At 72.9% G+C, this 15,530-nt stretch carries 14 protein-coding genes; 6 read left to right on the forward strand and 8 right to left on the reverse strand.

From position 1 onward, the window contains the following. Positions 1-10 precede the first annotated feature (10 nt). Together ABD352_RS27170 and ABD352_RS27175 are read right to left on the reverse strand one after the other, a co-directional pair. Positions 11-1,192 (reverse strand): molybdopterin molybdotransferase MoeA, encoded by a 1,182-nt coding sequence (locus ABD352_RS27170; RefSeq protein WP_344615318.1) that lies wholly within the window; start codon positions 1,190-1,192, stop codon positions 11-13. Further along, positions 1,189-1,428, reverse strand: a complete 240-nt coding sequence (locus ABD352_RS27175) for a DUF6457 domain-containing protein (RefSeq protein WP_344615319.1) — start codon at positions 1,426-1,428, stop codon at positions 1,189-1,191. The genes ABD352_RS27170 and ABD352_RS27175 overlap by 4 nt, the downstream gene beginning before the upstream one ends. A 290-nt stretch (positions 1,429-1,718) precedes the next feature. On the opposite strand from ABD352_RS27175, the gene ABD352_RS27180 reads away from it, so the two are divergent. From ABD352_RS27180 to ABD352_RS27200, 5 genes are all read left to right on the forward strand, one after another. Continuing rightward, on the forward strand, positions 1,719-5,405 hold the full coding sequence (locus ABD352_RS27180) for a nitrate reductase subunit alpha (protein WP_344615320.1): 3,687 nt from the start codon (positions 1,719-1,721) through the stop codon (positions 5,403-5,405). Next, positions 5,405-6,997 (forward strand): nitrate reductase subunit beta, encoded by a 1,593-nt coding sequence (narH, locus tag ABD352_RS27185; RefSeq protein WP_344615321.1) that lies wholly within the window; start codon positions 5,405-5,407, stop codon positions 6,995-6,997. The genes ABD352_RS27180 and narH overlap by 1 nt, the downstream gene beginning before the upstream one ends. Before the next feature lie 62 nt (positions 6,998-7,059). Then, positions 7,060-7,671 carry a nitrate reductase molybdenum cofactor assembly chaperone gene (narJ, locus tag ABD352_RS27190; RefSeq protein ID WP_344615420.1) on the forward strand — a complete coding sequence of 204 codons (612 nt, stop codon included), beginning with the start codon at positions 7,060-7,062 and terminating at the stop codon, positions 7,669-7,671. Then, complete coding sequence (gene narI, locus ABD352_RS27195; protein ID WP_344615322.1) at positions 7,668-8,414, forward strand: respiratory nitrate reductase subunit gamma; 747 nt, start codon at positions 7,668-7,670, stop codon at positions 8,412-8,414. The genes narJ and narI overlap by 4 nt, the downstream gene beginning before the upstream one ends. 257 nt (positions 8,415-8,671) lie before the next feature. Further along, the gene (locus ABD352_RS27200) at positions 8,672-8,845 is read left to right on the forward strand and encodes a hypothetical protein (protein ID WP_344615323.1); all 174 of its coding nucleotides are present in this window, start codon (positions 8,672-8,674) and stop codon (positions 8,843-8,845) included. A 103-nt stretch (positions 8,846-8,948) separates the two neighbouring features. Here the strand turns inward: ABD352_RS27200 and ABD352_RS27205 are convergent, their stop codons facing one another. The 4 genes from ABD352_RS27205 to ABD352_RS27220 all read right to left on the reverse strand — a co-directional run bounded on the left by ABD352_RS27205 (position 8,949) and on the right by ABD352_RS27220 (position 12,353). Further along, positions 8,949-9,542, reverse strand: a complete 594-nt coding sequence (locus ABD352_RS27205; protein ID WP_344615324.1) for a NifU family protein — start codon at positions 9,540-9,542, stop codon at positions 8,949-8,951. A gap of 7 nt (positions 9,543-9,549) precedes the next feature. Next, positions 9,550-11,496 carry a ferrous iron transporter B gene (feoB, locus tag ABD352_RS27210; protein WP_344615325.1) on the reverse strand — a complete coding sequence of 649 codons (1,947 nt, stop codon included), beginning with the start codon at positions 11,494-11,496 and terminating at the stop codon, positions 9,550-9,552. Then, on the reverse strand, positions 11,493-11,786 hold the full coding sequence (locus tag ABD352_RS27215) for a FeoA family protein (protein WP_344615326.1): 294 nt from the start codon (positions 11,784-11,786) through the stop codon (positions 11,493-11,495). Before ABD352_RS27215 ends, feoB begins: the two co-directional genes overlap by 4 nt. A 147-nt stretch (positions 11,787-11,933) precedes the next feature. Next, positions 11,934-12,353, reverse strand: coding sequence for a putative zinc-binding protein (locus ABD352_RS27220; RefSeq protein ID WP_344615327.1), 420 nt, complete (start codon positions 12,351-12,353; stop codon positions 11,934-11,936). 448 nt (positions 12,354-12,801) lie between these two features. On the opposite strand from ABD352_RS27220, the gene ABD352_RS27225 reads away from it, so the two are divergent. Next, positions 12,802-13,617, forward strand: a complete 816-nt coding sequence (locus ABD352_RS27225; RefSeq protein WP_344615328.1) for a class I SAM-dependent methyltransferase — start codon at positions 12,802-12,804, stop codon at positions 13,615-13,617. A 23-nt stretch (positions 13,618-13,640) separates the two neighbouring features. Here the strand turns inward: ABD352_RS27225 and ABD352_RS27230 are convergent, their stop codons facing one another. Together ABD352_RS27230 and ABD352_RS27235 are read right to left on the reverse strand one after the other, a co-directional pair. Further along, on the reverse strand, positions 13,641-14,396 hold the full coding sequence (locus tag ABD352_RS27230) for a hypothetical protein (RefSeq protein ID WP_344615329.1): 756 nt from the start codon (positions 14,394-14,396) through the stop codon (positions 13,641-13,643). Continuing rightward, on the reverse strand, positions 14,393-15,529 hold the full coding sequence (locus tag ABD352_RS27235) for an ATP-binding cassette domain-containing protein (RefSeq protein WP_344615330.1): 1,137 nt from the start codon (positions 15,527-15,529) through the stop codon (positions 14,393-14,395). Before ABD352_RS27235 ends, ABD352_RS27230 begins: the two co-directional genes overlap by 4 nt. Position 15,530: the final 1 nt, after the last annotated feature.

Below are 15,530 nucleotides of genomic sequence, written 5' to 3' on the forward strand. Positions count from 1 at the left end.
CGATGCGCCGCTATTGCGGCAGGTGCAGCAGCTCCACCGAGTCGGCGAGCGGGCCGGGCGGCACCACGGCGAACGCGTCCGCGGCGGCGGCGCCGCCGAGGAAGCCCGGCTGCCCGCCGTCGACCAGCCGCACGCCTTCCGCCGCGGTACGCACGGGCAGAATGCGGGTGCGCCGGTCGTCCGGCGTCAGGGTGCCGGCCAGCCTCGCCCGCCGCGGCTGCGGCAGCGGCCGCCCGGTCAGGCCGGCCAGCATCGGCTCGACGATGGTGAAGGCGGCCACGAGGGCGGCATACGGATTGCCCGGCAGCCCGGCGATCCATCCGGACCCGGCGCGGGCGAGGACCTGCGGGTGCCCCGGCCGGCAGTCGACACCGTCGACGTACACCACGGCACGGAGCCGGTCGAGCGCCTGATGCAGCCCGTCGGCGGGTCCGACGGACGAGGCGCCGCACACGACCGTCAGGTCCGCATCGGCAGCGCTGTCGGCGACCGCGGCGGCGAATCCGTCGGCGTCGTCGCCGATCATGGTGGTCCCCACCAACTCCGCGCCCCACGACGCGAGCAGCGGCACGAGCATCGGGCCGATCGCGTCCCGCATCCGGCCCCACGGCGGCGGGCCCGCCGTCACCAGTTCGTTGCCGCTGACGAGCAACCGGACCCGGGGCCGCGGGTAGACCGCGACCGCGTCGAGCCCGATGGCGGCCGCCAGTCCCAGCACGGGCACCGTGACGGTCGCGCCGGCGGACAGCAGCGGCTGCTCCGGCCGGACATACTCGCCGCGGCGCCGGATGTGGCGGCGGGTGTTGTCGGCGGCCATCACGAGGTCACCGATCCGTTCGGCGGCCTCGTACGGCACCACCCGATCGGTGCCGGCGGGCACGGGCGCGCCGGTGGCGATCTCGGCGGCGGTACCGTCGGCCAGCGCCGCGGGCACGTCCGCGCAACCCGCGAGGATCCGGTCGCCGACCCGCCACGGACCCGTCCCGCGAACCGCGTAGCCGTCCATCGCGGCGTTGTCGAAGCCGGGCAGCGCCGTGGCGGCCCGCAGCGGGGCGGCGAGCGTCCGCCCGGCCGCCTCGGCCAGGGGCACCAGCTCCGCCGGACCCGGCGTCGGCAGCATGTGCGCGAGCAGCCGTGCCGATGCCCAGTCGGTCGTCACCGGCGTCCGGTGCCGCTCGATCGCGAGGGTCACGGCGCCTCCCCTGGCACGCACACGGCGAGCGCGGCACACGCCGCGTCCAGGTCGGTGCCGCGCCCGACGGCCACCCCGGCCAGGTACGCCGCGAGCGGCCCGGCCGGCCGGGCGACCCCGTGTGCGACCGCGCGGACCAGGTCCAGCAACGCGCGGTTCTGCTCCGGCGACGGCGCCGGCACGTCGAGTGCCCCCGCGGCCCCGCTGAGCCAGCCTTCCGGTCCGGGTGTGGTCATGGTTCCTCCTTCACGGTTCGGCCCGGATTCCGCGTGGAACCCGTCGAGCCTGAGCCGGGCAACCCCCACCTTCGGCGACGCGCACAGACACCGGCCAGAGCCGAAGGTCCCGCATGTGGCGGGCTCTGCGCGGCCGTACTACCCGTGCCGACTCGGGACCTTGGTCCTGAGGATCGGTGACCACGGCACCTGGGTTCGGCAGATGCGACCGGTGAGGCTGGTGGGGTGCCGCGCCGCCGCCCGGCACCGGCGGCCGGCCGGTCGTCGCTCACGTGACGCAGGAGATGGCCATGTCAGCAGACCGCTTGCCGGACGCCACCCGGATCCCCGCGACGGACCGGATCCCCGGCGCGGCACCGTTGCTGGCCGCCCGCCGGTTTCTGACCCGGGAGACGGTCGGCGACCACGGCCGCACGCTGCATGCGATCGACGGGAACCACTGGGAGTCGTTCTACCGCGACCGCTGGCACTACGACCGGGTGGTCCGCTCGACCCACGGCGTCAACTGCACGGGCTCCTGTTCGTGGAACGTCTTCGTCAAGGACGATCTGATCACCTGGGAGCACCAGGCCACGGACTACCCGACCACGGGGCCCGACGCGCCGGACTACGAGCCGCGCGGCTGTCCCCGCGGGGCCTCGTTCTCGTGGTACGAGTACTCGCCGTCGCGGGTGCGGCACCCCTATGTGCGCGGCGTGCTCGCCGAGATGTTCCGCGAGGCCGTGCAGCGCCTGGGCGACCCGGTGCTGGCGTGGGCCGACATTGTGGAGAACCCGGTCAAGGCCCGCGCCTACAAGGCCCAGCGCGGGCGCGGCGGCTTCGTGCGGGCCACGTGGGACGAGGCCATCACCATGACGGCGGCCGCGCACGTCTACACCACCAAGACGTACGGCCCGGACCGGGTCGTCGGGTTCTCGCCGATCCCGGCCATGTCGATGGCGTCGTTCGCCGCCGGCACCCGCTACCACGCGCTGCTGGGCGGGACGCTGCTGAGCTTCTACGACTGGTACGCGGACCTGCCCATCGCCTCACCGCAGATCTGGGGCGACCAGACCGACGTCCCCGAGGCCGGGGACTGGTGGAACGCCACGTACCTGATGATGTGGGGCTCGAACATCCCGGTGACCCGCACACCGGACGCGCACTTCCTGGCCGAGGCCCGCTACAAGGGCACCAAGGTCGTCGCGGTCAGCCCCGACTACGCCGACAACGTCAAGTTCGCCGACGACTGGCTCGCGCCGCACCCGGGCACGGACGGCGCCCTGGCGATGGCGATGGGCCACGTGGTACTGAACGAGTTCTTCCACGAGCGGCAGGTGCCCTACTTCACCGACTACGTTCGCCGGTACACCGACCTGCCGTTCCTGGTCACGTTGCGCAGCACCGGCGACGGGGTGTGGGCGGCGGACCGCTTCCTGACCGCCGCCGACCTCGGGCAGCGCGGCGGCGAGCACAAGACCGTTCTGGTCGACGAGCGCACGGGCGAGCTCGTCGTGCCCAACGGCTCGCTCGGGTTCCGGTACGCCGACGACGGCGAGGGCCGGTGGAACCTCGACCTCGACGGCGTGGTGCCGGCGCTCGGCCTGCTGGGCCGGACCCGTGACGACGCGACGGTCGAGCTGGCCCGCTTCGACGTCGGCGACACCGAGGGCGGCGCGGTGATGCGCCGCGGCGTGCCGGTGATGCGCGTCGGCGAGCACCTGGTGACGTCCGTCTTCGACCTGCTCATGGCCCAGTACGGGGTACGCCGGGGCGATCTGCCGGGCGACTGGCCGGCCGGCTACGACGATCCGGACGCACCGAACACCCCCGCGTGGCAGGAGCGCATCACCGGCGTGCCGGCCGCCCTCGCCGCCCGCATCGGCCGGGAGTTCGCGCGCAACGCCGAGCGCAGCGCCGGCCGGTCGATGATCGTCCTCGGCGCGGGCGCGAACCAGTGGTTCCACTCCGACATGACGTACCGCGCCTTCATCACGCTGGTGACGCTGACCGGCTGCCAGGGCGTGAACGGCGGCGGCTGGGCGCACTACGTGGGACAGGAGAAGGCGCGCCCGGTCACCGGCCAGCAGCACATGTCCTTCGCGTTCGACTGGCAGCGGCCGATGCGCCACCAGGCCGCCACCCCGTTCTGGTACCTGCACACCGACCAGTGGCGCTACGAGCGGGTCCCGGCCGACGAGCTGTCCTCGCCGCTGGGCACCGGCCGCTTCGCCGGCATGTCGTTCGCCGACACCGTCGCCGCGGCGCAGCGCATGGGCTGGAGCCCGGGACACCCGTTCTTCAACCGCAACCCGCTCGACCTGTGCGACGAGGCCGCGGCCGCCGGCCGGCCGGTGGCCGAGCACATCGTCGCGTCGCTGCGGGACGGCACGCTGCGGACAGTCGCGGAGGACCCGGACGATCCGGCGAACTTCCCGCGCTGCCTGACCCTGTGGCGGTGCAACCTGCTCGGCTCCTCCGGCAAGGGCAACGAGTACTTCATGCGGCATCTGCTCGGCGTCGACTCCTCGGCGACGGCCGCCGAGTGTGAGCCCGGGCAGCGGCCGCGCGACGTGGCGTGGCGCGACGAGGCCCCGGTCGGCAAGCTGGACCTGCTCACCGCGATCGACTTCAGGATGACCAACACCGGCCTGCACGCCGACCTCGTGCTGCCCGCCGCCACCTGGTACGAGAAGCACGACATCTCCACCACCGACATGCACCCGTTCGTGCACGCGTTCAGCCCGGCGGTGCAGCCGCCCGCCGACGCGCACACCGACTACGACACGTTCCTGGCCTTGGCCGACAAGGTCAGCGAGCTCGCGGCGGGCCATCTGGGGGTACGCCGCGACGTGCTCGCCGCCCCGCTGCAGCACGACACCCCGGACGAGCTGGCCACGCCGGGCGGCCGCGCGCGCGACTGGCGGTTCGGCGAGTGCGAACCGGTGCCGGGGCGGACGATGCCCAAGCTGGTGGAGGTCGAACGGGACTACACGCTGATCGGCCGGAAGATGCGTACGGTCGGCCCGCTGCTCGACACGCTCGGCACGACCACCAAGGCGGTCACCGTCGACGTCACACCGGAGATCGAGTACCTGCGCCAGCGTAACGGCGTCGTCGACGGGCGCCCCTCGCTGGAGACGGCCGACCGGATGTGTGAGGCGATCCTCGCGCTGTCCGGCACCACCAACGGACGCATCGCCGCGGCCGGCTTCACCGCGCTGGAGAAGCGGACCGGCCAGCCGTTCACGGACCTGATCGAGGGCCACGAGGGCGACCGGATCACGTACGCGCAGACCCAGGACGCGCCGCAGCCGGTCTTCACCAGCCCCGAGTGGTCCGGCTCGGAGAAGGGCGGGCGCCGGTACTCGCCGTTCACCATCAACGTGGAGCGGCACAAGCCCTGGCACACCCTCACCGGCCGGCAGCACTTCTTCGTCGAGCACGACTGGGTCGCCGAGCTCGGTGAGCAGCTGCCGGCGTACCGGCCGCCGCTGAACATGACGCGGCACTTCGGCCGGCCGGGCGAGGCGGTCGACGGCGGCGTGACGGTACGGTTCCTGACCCCGCACGCCAAGTGGTCGATCCACTCCATGTACCACGACAACGAGCTGATGCTGGCGCTGTCCCGGGGCGGCCCGGTGGTCTGGATGAGCGTCGAGGACGCCGGCAAGATCGGCGTGCGCGACAACGACTGGATCGAGGCCCACAACCGCAACGGCGTCATCGTCGCCCGCGCCGTGGTCAGCCACCGGATGCCCGAGGGCACGGTGTTCCAGTACCACTCGCCCGAGCGCACGGTGAACGTGCCGAAGGCCGAGCGGTCGGGCCGCCGGGGCGGCTACCACAACTCGATGACCCGCCTGCTGATCAAGCCGTCGCACCTGGCCGGCGGGCACGCCCAGCTCACGTACGCCTTCAACTACTACGGTCCGATCGGCAGCCAGCGCGACGAGATCACCGTGATCCGCCGCCGCGCGCAGGAGGTTGAGTACTGATGCGGATTCGCGCACAGGTCGCCATGGTGATGAACCTCGACAAGTGCATCGGCTGCCACACCTGCTCGGTGACGTGCAAGCAGACCTGGACCAACCGGGAAGGCACCGAGTACGTCTGGTTCAACAACGTCGAGACCAAGCCGGGCATCGGCTACCCGAAGCACTACGAGGACCAGGAGCGCTGGAAGGGCGGCTGGCGGCTGGACCGCAAGGGCCGGCTCACGCTGCGCTCCGGCGGCCGGGCCAAGCGGCTCAGCCACATCTTCGCCAACCCGCAGCTGCCGAGCATCGACGACTACTACGAGCCGGCCACCTTCGACAAGGACATCCTGGTCAGCGCGCCGGGCGGGCTGAGCGACACCCCGGTCAAGCGGCCGCACTCGGCGCTGACAGGCGAGCCGATGTCCGTCACCTGGGGTGCCAACTGGGAGGACTCGCTCGGTGGGGCCCACGAGCGCGCCGGCGGTGACCCGAACCTGGTGAAGATGGCCGGTGACGCCGCCGCGAAGGTCCGCTTCGAGTTCGAGAAGACCTTCATGTTCCACCTGCCGCGCATCTGCGAGCACTGCCTCAACCCGGCCTGCGTCTCCGCCTGTCCGTCCGGTGCGATGTACAAGCGCGAAGAGGACGGCATCGTCCTGGTCGACCAGGACCGCTGCCGGGGCTGGCGGATGTGCGTGTCGGCCTGCCCGTACAAGAAGGTCTACGTCAACCACGCCACCGGCAAGGCCGAGAAGTGCACGCTGTGCTTCCCGCGCATCGAGGCCGGGCTGCCGACGATCTGCGCGGAGACCTGCGTCGGCCGGCTGCGGTACCTCGGCATCGTGCTGTACGACGAGGACGCGGTGCTCGCCGCCGCGTCGGTCGAGGACGAGCACGACCTGCTCGACGCCCAGCGCGCCGTGTTCCTCGACCCGCACGACCCGGCGATCCGGCAGGCCGCCCGCGACGCCGGCCTGCCCGAGGAGTGGATCGACGCGGCGCAGCGCTCCCCGATCTGGAAGCTGATCGCCGAGTACCGCATCGCGCTGCCGCTGCATCCGGAGTACCGGACGCTGCCGATGGTCTGGTACGTGCCGCCGCTGTCTCCGGTGCTCGACGCCGCCGGCGCCGCCGGACGCGACGACACCGACGCCGACGACGTCTTCCACACCATCCGCGAGCTGCGCATCCCGGTGGAGTACCTGGCCGAGCTGTTCACCGCCGGCGACGCCGACGCGGCCGCCGGGGTGCTGATGAAGCTCGCCGCCATGCGCTCCTACATGCGGGCCCGCACCCTCGACGGCACCGTCGCGCAGGAGCTGCTCGACAGCATCGGGATGACCGCCGAGCAGGTTGAGGGCATGTACCGGCTCCTGGCGATCGCCAAGTACGACGAGCGGTACGTCGTGCCGGCCGCGCACGCGCGGGACGCCGCCGCCCTGGAGGCCCAGGCCGCCGCGCATGGCGAGTGCCCCGTGGACGGCGAGACAGGCCCCGTGACGAGCGAGAAGTTCCACCTGGCCCAGGGCTCAGGCGCGGGCGGCGGCCTGTTCCGGCGCTCCGACGGGCGGCGTGGCCTCCCGCTCAACCCGCTGCGGGGCGCGTCGTGATCGCCGCCGCGGTCGCCGCGTCTCCCGCCGACCGGGCCCGGGTCTTCGAGCTTGCCTCGTTGATGCTCACCTACCCCGACGCCGAACTGCTCGGGGCCGGCGGCGAACTGCGCACGGCCGCAGCTCGCGTCGAGCACCCGGCGGCACGTGGCCCGATCGCCGAGTTCCTCGACTGGCTGCTCGCCACGGCGGCCATCGACGCCCAGCGCGAGTACGTGCAGACCTTCGACCTGCGCCGCCGCAGCGGCCTCTACCTCACCTACTACCTGCACGGCGACACCCGCAAGCGGGGCATGGCGTTGCTCGTGCTCAAGCAGCGGTACCGCGCCCACGGTCTTCGCCTCGCCGACGGCGAACTGCCCGACCTGCTCCCGGTCGTGCTGGAGTTCGCCGCCGTCGCGGGCCCCGGCGACGGCGAGGCACCCCTGCGCCAGCATCGGCAGGGCCTCGAACTGCTGCGCGCCGCGCTCACCGAGACCGGCACGCCGTACCGCCTGCTGCTCGACGCGGTCTGCGCCGTGCTGCCCGACCTCACCGACGACGACCGCGCCGCCATCGCGGCACTGGCCGTCGACGGGCCGCCGGTGGAGGCCGTCGGCCTCGACAGCATCGGCGCCGGACCCGACCTGCACCTCGCCCCGTACCCCGCCTGCTCCGTGGAGGCCTCACGATGAACGTCCTGGTCTGGATCGTGCTGCCGTACATCTGCCTGGCCGTCTTCGTCGCCGGGCACGTCTGGCGCTGGCGGCGCGACCAGTTCGGCTGGACCACCCACACCAGCCAGCTGCTGGAGAACCGGCTGCTGCGGCTCGCCTCCCCGCTGTTCCACCTGGGCGCGTTCGGCGTCATCGGCGGGCACGCGCTCGGCCTGCTGGTACCCGAGCCGGTCACCACCTCGCTCGGCGTTTCCGAGCACACGTACCACGTGGTGTCGATCTCGGCCGGGACGGTCACCGGCGTCATGCTGTGCGCCGGGCTCGCCCTGCTCATCGCGCGGCGTTTCGTGAACGGCCGCGTCCGGCGCAAGACCACCACCATGGACAAGGTCCTGTACGGGTTCCTCGCGGCCATGGTCGTGCTCGGCATGGCCGCAACGATCGGGCGCAACATGCTCGGCGGCGGCTACGACTACCGCGAGACGATCGCCGTGTGGTTCCGGGGCATCTTCTGGTTCCGGCCGCACACCGAGCTGATGGCGGGCGCGCCGCTGGTCTATCAGCTGCACGCCGTCGGCGGGTTCCTGTTGCTGGCGCTGTGGCCGTTCACCCGGCTCGTGCACGTCTGGTCCGCCCCGCTGGCGTACCTGTGGCGCCCGTACGTCGTCTACCGCGCCCGGCGGGGCCCGGCCCCGACGCCGCCCCCCGCCCCGGACGCGGTTCGCGACGCGGCCCGCAGGACGGTCTCCTCCGGCCGGTAGCGCGGATTCCCGGCGGCGGCAGCACGCTCGCCGCCGTCTGACGGCCGGTTGGTCCCGCCGAGGATGGCCGGCTTCGTGATCCTGGCCGTGCTCATGCGCCCGGTCGGCGGCTGGTTGTCCGACCGGATCGCGGCCGGCCGGGTGCTCGCCGTCAGCCTCGGCGTCGTCATCGCCGGTGCCCTCGTGCAGTCCTTCACCCCCGGCCTGGCCCCGCTCGGCACGGTCGCGTTCCTCGGCATGTCGGCTCCGTCACCGGTGTGGTCGGCGCCGCCGGCGGCCTCGGCGGTTTCGTCCCGCCGCTGCTCATGGGCTCGATCTACGGCAGCTACCACTCGTACGCGCTCGGCCTCGTGCTGCTCGCGGTGGTGGCCCTGGCCGCGCTGCTGCTGACCGTGCTGTCGGTCTCCGGCCGCCGGCCCGCCGCCGCCTGAGCCGGCCGGCTGCTCCCGGCACACCGTCGCCTGTCTCGCCGTCCGCGCCCAGCACGGACGGCGAGACGGGCGCGCCGCATCGCGGGCAGCCACGCCGAAGTCGTCACGACGGGCCTTGTGACCTTGCCGGGCCCTGGACGTCCTGCTCTGTCGCACCGCCGCCGTTGCCGGCCACCACCGCCCGCACGCCGGGGCACCGCCGGCGCAGTTGCAGTTCCAGGCGCTGGTGCAGCGTGCGGCCGGCGCCGAGGCAGCCGTGGCAGGCGCCGCCGAGGCGGACGGTCACGACGCCGTCGCGGACGTGGAGCAGCTCGATGGCGCCGCCGTGCGAGCGGGCGAACTGCCCGGCCGCCCCGTCGAGCAGTTGCTGCGCCATGGAGTACAGCAGCGCGTCCGGGCCGGGGTCATACCCTTGAAGGCCGTGTGCCGCGATCCAGGCGGCCGGTTCGTCGAGGGCGCCGTGCAGCGCGGTGCGGACCCGAGGGCCTTCGGCGGACCAGCTGCGGCCGCGGCCCAGACGCGTCACGACCGCGGCCGGTTCGGCCACGACCTCGGCGAGCGTGCCGTCGGTGAGCAGCACCGCCAGCGCTTGCGGAACGGCGGCGAGGGCGCCGGTGACGCTCAGCGTGCCGGCCGGAATGATCCAGCGCAGCCGATCCGGGTCGCCCGGACAGGCCTGGGGGTGCATGGGAACCATGGTCGTGCTATCCCGTCAGCAGCACGGTGAGTGTCTTGGCGAGGTAGGCCAGCAGCCAGGCCGACCCGGTGAGGTAGCCGAAGGCGACCAGTGGCCAGGTCCAGGTGCCGGTCTCCCGGCGGATCACGCCGATGGTCGCCATGCACTGCATGGCGACGGCGAAGTAGACCAGCAGCGCGGCGAGCGTGGGCGCGGTGAACACCCGCTGCCCGGCGCGGGCACCGTCGGTGTAGGTCATGCCGCGCAGCGCCTCGCCCGAGTCCTCCGGGTCGTCCGCGGCGGCAACCTGCCCGAGCGTCGCGACGAACGTCTCCCGTGCCGCCTGCGCCGACAGCACCCCGACGTTGATGCGCCAGTCGAAACCCAACGGGTCGAACACCGGGGCCATCAGGCGGCCCAGCCCGGCGGCATAGCTGTGGTCGATCGTGTACGCCGCCACCGCGGTCCGGTCGCCGGGGTCGACCCCGGCGGCCTGCAACTGGGTGGCCGAGTGCAACGGCAGGTTCAGCAGCAGCCACAGCCCGATCGTGGTGGCCACGATGATCGTCGAGCACTTGTACACGAAGGACTTCGCCGAGTCCCACACCGTGACCGCCACCGACCTCGCCGAGGGGACCCGGTATGGCGGCATCTCCAGGTAGAACGGCATGAGCCGGCCGCGATGGTCGCCGAGCTTCTTGAACGCCCAGGCGGCCAGCATCGCCGAGACGGCGCCGAACAGGTACATGCCGAACATGACCAGCCCCTGTGCGCCGAACGGCCCGATCCGCTCGGACCGGTCCACCAGCAGGCCGATCAGTACGACGTAGACCGGCAGCCGAGCCGAGCACGTGATCAGCGGGGCAGCCATCATGGTGGCGAGCCGGTCGCGGGCCGAGGGCAGGGTCCGGGTGGCCATGATCCCGGGAATCGCGCAGGCGAAGGACGACAGCAGGGCGACGAAGGCACGGCCCTCCAAGCCGGCGCGGGCCATCACCCGATCCATGAGAAACGCCGCGCGGGACATGTAGCCGACGCCCTCGAGCAGGGCCAGCAACAGGAACAGGAGCATGATCTGCGGTACGAAGGCCAGCACGGAACCGACCCCGCCGAGCAACGCGTCGCCCAGCAGGGAGGCCAGCCAGCGGTTGCCGACGTGCCCGGCCACCACCGCCGCCAGCCGGTCGAAGCCCGCCGCCACCACGTCCTGCAGCGGCGCCGCCAGGGTGAACAGCGTCTGGAAGAACAGCACCATCACCGCGAAGAACACCAGCGTGCCCCACAGCGGGTGCAGCAGGACCGCGTCGATGCGCTGGGTCGTCCGGTGGCGCTCGGCGGCGCGGTAGCCGGCGAAGCCGAGCACGGAGTCCACCCACGCGTCCCGCTCCGGCCCGTCCACCGGCGGCGGCAGCACGGGCGCCGGCCATGACCGCCAGCCGGCCAGCAGCTCACGCAGCGGGGCGATCCCGTGCCGCCGATGGCCGACCACCGCCAGCACCGGCACCCCCAGCGCCTCGGCGAGGGCGTCGACGTCGAGGGCGCCCTGGCGGCGGGTGAGTTCGTCGGTGAAGGTCACGACCAGGCAGGCCGGCAGGCCACGCGCCAGGACCTGCGCCACGAAGCCCAGGGACCGGCGCAAGGTGGTGGCGTCGACCACCATCAGCAGCGCATCGGGCCGCTGCACCCCGTCGAGGTGGCCGTCGAGCGCGTCCGCCACGATCTGCTCGTCCGGACTGACCGGCCGCAGCCCGTACGTGCCCGGCAGGTCCTCGATGACGTACCGGTCGGGCCCCACCCGGCACGTGCCCACGAACCGGGACACCGTCACGCCGGGGTAGTTGCCCGTCCTGCCGCGCATGCCCGTCAGCGCGTTGAAGACGCTGGTCTTGCCCGCGTTCGGGGCGCCCACCAGCGCGATGTGCGGCGCGGCGAGGGCGAGCGTGCCCCCGCCACCGTCGTGGCACCCGGAGCTCACCGGTCCACCTCTTCGACCACGCGCACCCAGGCCGCCTGCTCCCGGCGCAGGCATATGTCGTAGTCCTGCACCCGGTAGAGCACCGGGTCCCGCAGTGGCGCGCGACGCAACACCTGCACCACCGCGCCCGCGGTGAACCCGAGATCGGCCAGCCGCCCGGCGGTGGCCGGCTCCGGCGCGACGACACGTACGACCCTTGCCCGGGCGCCGGGTGCGAGTTCGGCAAGCGTACGGGTGCCGGCCCCCTCGTCCGGGCGGTCCTGACGCCCGGTGAACCTCGTCCCGACCATCCGCAACCTCCGGCCAATCCGTGCCTTCGTTTGGTGAGGCTAACCTCCCAATTCGGGCCGGACATGGGCCTTTGGACCCGACTTGCCGGGCCTTTGCTCGGCGACCCTCGCCGTCATTGTCCGAAGTGGACGGTGACGGGGCTGCGCTCAGCCGCCCGGGGGCGTGTCGCGGGCCGCGGCGACCGCCTCGACGGCCAACGGCAGCAACCGGTCGACGTCGGCGGGGTCGTAGTCGGCGTGCCGGCGCTTGCGGATGCCGTGGTCGCTGAGAACGAGATGACGTCCCGGGGCGAGGTCATGGCGGCGCAGGGTGGATGCGACGCAGACCAGCGGGCAGCCGTCCAGGGCGATGACGGGGCGGCCGGATTTGGCCAGCCGCACCAGCGAAGCCACGTCGCCGCCCAGTCCCGCGATGCACGACATCTCGGCCAGGCCCATGCGGTCGAGGCGGATCGCGAGGGCGTTGGCGAGCTGGGCGGCGCTGGAGCAGCCGGAGCAGGAGTAGACCAGGGGCGTGTCGCGGGCAGGGCGGACACCGGCGGGCGGCGATGGTGCCGGGTCGGTCATGGTCGTCCTCCGAACGGTTTCGCTGCCGTCTGGCGTCGTAAACGCTAACCGCTGCCCACCCGGGACTGCAGGTCGTCCGCGGGAGACGACCGACACCCCGTGGGGTCACACCCGACCGCGGCTCCCGCCGAACCAGGCATGGGACAGCACCGTTGTGTGGTTGCGGCGTGTCCGACGCCACCGTCGTTCGTCACATCGATGTACGGCTGACTTCGCCCGGGGCCCGCCCTCGCCGCACCCCATCGACCGCCCCCGTCATACAGACCGATCCGCAGGTCGGAGGCGTCGTGACGGCGATGGATGCACTCCGGCCGGAGCACGGACGCGGGCCGAGCAGCCGGCCGGTCGCGCCGGGCGGCGCCGCGACCGCGGAGGGCTCGGCGGCCGGTGCCCACGAGCCACGTCGCTAAGCTCGCGAATCCCCAGCCGCGGTACGAAGGAGACTTTCATGACCATCACGACGACCGGACCCGAATCCTCGCAGTACTCGTTCAGCAACGCGGCCCCGGAGGGCGACGAGCAACTGCGGCTGCTGGCCGGCATCCTGGACGAACACTCGACGGCGGTGCTCGGCCGCATCGGCATCACCGCCGGCTGGCACTGCCTGGACATCGGCCCGGGCGCCGGGACGATCACGCGTTGGATCGCGGAGCGGGTCGGGCCCGACGGCCACGTCACCAGTCTCGACCTGGACCCCCGGCACATCCCCGCCGCCGGGAACATCACCGTCCGGCAGGGTGACGTCCGCAGCGCCGAGCTCCCCGCCGACCACTACGACCTCATCCACGCCCGCCTGCTCCTGCTGCACCTGACCGACCGGGACGCCGTCATCCGCCGGTTGGTTGCCGCGCTCAAGCCGGGCGGCCTGCTGGTGACGTCGGACTGGGACACCACCCGGCGCGACGTGCTGCTGCACGCCCCCGACGAGGCGTGCGCCGCCGCGTTCGACGCGTTCCAGGACGCGCTGCTGGGCATCCTGGAAGACAACGGCGCGGACCTCGGCTGGGCCCGCCGCGCCCCGCTCTCCCTGCGCGCCGCCGGGCTGGTCGATCTACGGACCGAGGTGAGCAACCGGCTGTGGCCCGGCGGTACGGCCGCCAACCTGCTGCACGTCAGCAACTCCTACCAGCTACGCGACCCGCTGCTCGCCCGCGGTGTCACCCAGGAGCAGCTCGAGCTGGTCCGCGCCGCGATGCTCGACCCGCAGGCATTGGCCTACTGCTACCCGACGTACACCAGCATCGGCCGCCGGCCCACGCACTGACCCGGGCGCCGCCGCGCCAGCGGCTACAGCTCCCAGCGGCTGGCTCGCCATAGTCCGCCGCCCACGCACACGGCGGCGAGCAGCAGCGTCACCACGGTCGCCCAGGTGGCGTCGGCGCTCCACGCGTTGAGCTGCAGGTTCTTGGGCAGTGCGATGAACGCCGCGGGCCCGATGTCGCGGAGGCCCGGGATCAGGTTGGCGAACGGTACCGCGACGAAGGTCGCCCCGAGCGCGACCGCGATCGTGGCCACCTGTCCGCGCAGGAACATGGCGGCCAGGAAGGTGACCGCGACGGCGAACACCGCGCCCAGGCTGGAGATCAGGATGCCGATGGCGGTCCCGCTCGCGGCCGGCGCGCCGAGGAGCAGTGTCGTTTCGTACGCCGCCGCAGCCCCGCCGGCGGCGCTGGCCAACGCTGCTGCGGCCGCGATCGTCACCAGTCGGGGGACCAGCAGCCTGATCCGGCCCGGCACATGGGTCAGGTAGAGCGCGGCGAGCGGCGGGTTGGCACGCACCGAGAAGGCGAGGCCGGCGATGACGACGACGACGAGCGTGCCGAGCGTGGTGATGTTGCCGAAGTAGGCGCCCATCCCGTCGGACGGCTGCGGCTTGGTCGCCGTGACGTGGATGTAGCCGTTGCCCGTGGCGCCGCTCAGCAGCTCTCCGAGGTACCGGGTGGCCAAGGGCTCGCCGAAGCCGAGCAGCAGGAAGACCGCGCCGAGGGCGATCCACCGTCCGGTCCGCAACAGCCTCAGCCGTTCCAGCCGCCACAGGTTCACGACCGTACCTCCACCAGGTTCAGAAAGACCGTCTCCAGGTCCGCGCCGACCGGGTTGAACGCGATGAGTTCCGCGCCGCTCGCGCTGATTTCGGCCGGCAGTAGCGTCTCGCCGGCGTGCACGCTCGTGGTGTCCACGCGCAGGCCCTGTTCGTGGCGCCGGACCGCGGCCACCCAGTCGAGCCGGCCGAGGCGGTCGGCGAGCCGGTCGGCGCCGGCGCGCAGGTGCAGCTGCCAGCTCGGCCGGGTGTGCCGGTCGAGGAGTTCGTCGACGGGGCCCTGGTAGATGAGCCGGCCCTCGCGCAGGACGCCGACCGTGTCGGCGACCCGCTGGACGTCGGCGAGGATGTGGCTGGAGAAGACCACCGCGTGGTCGCGTCCGAGGGCGGTGATGAGGTCCAGGATCTCGGAACGGCCCTGCGGGTCGAGGGCGCTGGTCGGCTCGTCCAGGAGCAGCACCTCGGCGCCCGAGGCGAGCACCACGGCGAGGCCGAGCCGCTGCGCCATGCCCCGGGAGAAGCCGCCGACCCGCCGGTCGCGCGCCGAGGTAAGGCCGGCGAGTGCGAGGGCCTGATCGGTGCCGGTCGTCCCGCTCGGGCTCAGCCGCCGGAACAGGTCGACGGTCTCCGCCGCCGTCAGCCAGGGCTCGAAGGCCGGTGTGTCGGGGCACAGCATCACCCGGGCCGTGGTGGACACCTGGCCGGACTCGGGGCGGCGCAGCCCGGCGAGCAGGGACAGCAGCGTCGTCTTGCCCGCACCGTTGGGTCCGACGAGTCCGTACACCCCGCGGGCCGGCACGGTCAGATCCACGGCATGCAGGCCGACGTTGCCGGGAAAGAGCTTCGTCAGGGCTTGGGTACGCACGGCGGCGGGTTGGGTCGTGACCGGCCGCGGCCGGTCCACGTCAGCCTCGGCCGGGGTGGCGGTGAGCGGCGGATCGGCAGTCGTCTCCGGTTCGGCGCGCCCGATGATCAGGTACAGCACACCACCGAGCGGGATCTGCGCCAGGATGATCAGCGCCCAGACGACCTTGGGCAGATACCTGGCCGGTCGGCGGATCAGCTGCGCGTAGCAGACGATGATGAACGCCAGCAGCAGCGCGGCGATCGGAAGCCAGACGGCGGGGTTGCGCATG

Source organism: Dactylosporangium salmoneum (genome assembly GCF_039532525.1).
Lineage (GTDB): Bacteria > Actinomycetota > Actinomycetes > Mycobacteriales > Micromonosporaceae > Dactylosporangium > Dactylosporangium salmoneum.

Coding starts and splice junctions, on each gene's coding strand:
- narI (WP_344615322.1), top strand. CDS start 7,668: ATGAACGTCCTGGTCTGGATCGTGCTGCCGTACATCTGCCTGGCCGTC.
- ABD352_RS27175 (WP_344615319.1), bottom strand. CDS start 1,428: ATGACCACACCCGGACCGGAAGGCTGGCTCAGCGGGGCCGCGGGGGCA.
- ABD352_RS27205 (WP_344615324.1), bottom strand. CDS start 9,542: ATGGTTCCCATGCACCCCCAGGCCTGTCCGGGCGACCCGGATCGGCTG.
- narH (WP_344615321.1), top strand. CDS start 5,405: ATGCGGATTCGCGCACAGGTCGCCATGGTGATGAACCTCGACAAGTGC.
- ABD352_RS27235 (WP_344615330.1), bottom strand. CDS start 15,529: ATGCGCAACCCCGCCGTCTGGCTTCCGATCGCCGCGCTGCTGCTGGCG.
- ABD352_RS27180 (WP_344615320.1), top strand. CDS start 1,719: ATGTCAGCAGACCGCTTGCCGGACGCCACCCGGATCCCCGCGACGGAC.
- narJ (WP_344615420.1), top strand. CDS start 7,060: ATGCTCACCTACCCCGACGCCGAACTGCTCGGGGCCGGCGGCGAACTG.
- ABD352_RS27220 (WP_344615327.1), bottom strand. CDS start 12,353: ATGACCGACCCGGCACCATCGCCGCCCGCCGGTGTCCGCCCTGCCCGC.
- ABD352_RS27215 (WP_344615326.1), bottom strand. CDS start 11,786: ATGGTCGGGACGAGGTTCACCGGGCGTCAGGACCGCCCGGACGAGGGG.
- ABD352_RS27225 (WP_344615328.1), top strand. CDS start 12,802: ATGACCATCACGACGACCGGACCCGAATCCTCGCAGTACTCGTTCAGC.